Below are 1,006 nucleotides of genomic sequence, written 5' to 3'. Positions count from 1 at the left end.
GTCTTTACTTATTATTTGAAAGAAGATTTAAAATCATCAACCGACAAGCGACAGGAGAAAGAAAAAGCACTGAATAAATCAAAAAGTGATGTGCCATTTCCAGGATATGATGCCCTAAATGAAGCGAAAAATGAATTAGGTGCACAAATCTGGTTGATTGTAAAAGACAGTGATGGTAATGTAATTAGAAGGGTAGAAGGTAAGACAGAAGCCGGCATACACCGTACTGCCTGGGACTTGAGATACCCTGCTCCGGAGCTCGTGGGTGATAACGTCAACGAAGAGGCCAAAGGGTTTATGGCGGCACCAGGCACCTATAACGTCACTTTTGTGAAGGTTGAAAAAGGTGAAACTACAGTGTTGGCTGGTCCAAATAATTTTGAGGTGGTACCACTTAGAGAAGGTGCTTTAGAGGGTGCTCCGCATAGTGAGGTTTCTGCGTTTTTAAGGCGATACGAAAGTGCTGTGGCTATGAATTCTGAATTAATGCAGGAGTTAGGTGAATTGAAACAAACGAATAAAGCCATTGGTGTTGCCTTAAAAAGATCACAGTCGGAGCCGGGTGAATTAGACAAGCGATACTTTGAGCTCAATAAGAAAGTCAATACGCTTAATGCCAACATCAATGGAAATATGGCAAAAGTCGAAATTGGAGAAAAAACGAAGCCTAATTTATCAGAGCGACTTTTTGCGGTATATAGAGGTATCAGTAATTCTACATACGGCCCAACAGAGACACATAAAGAAGTAATTACAATAATCGAGGAAGAGTTGGAGCAAAGAATGGAGGAAGTAGAAGCGCTTGAAGATGAGATGGACAAACTCGTTGAGGATATGCGAGCCGCTGGCGCCCCTCCGGTGGAGTAGGAAGATAGGAGATTAAGTTATGGAAAGGCCTTGAAGTGATTCGAGGCCTTTTTTGATTACTTAAACTCGTCAATAATTAAAAGGTTGTACAAAGACTCTTCGGGGCTACGCCCTACCGATGACGCATTTAGTTAATATA

General features: G+C 41.7%; 1 pseudogene. It reads left to right on the top strand.

From position 1 onward, the window contains the following. A pseudogene (locus tag E1176_RS00685) lies at window positions 1–867 on the top strand (glycosyl hydrolase); the annotation flags it as partial. Window positions 868–1,006 lie beyond the last annotated feature (139 nt).

The organism is Fulvivirga aurantia (assembly GCF_009711475.1).
Taxonomy (GTDB): domain Bacteria; phylum Bacteroidota; class Bacteroidia; order Cytophagales; family Cyclobacteriaceae; genus Fulvivirga; species Fulvivirga aurantia.
Note: the sequence above shows the minus strand (reverse complement) of the source record. Positions and strands in the feature narration are given on the sequence as shown.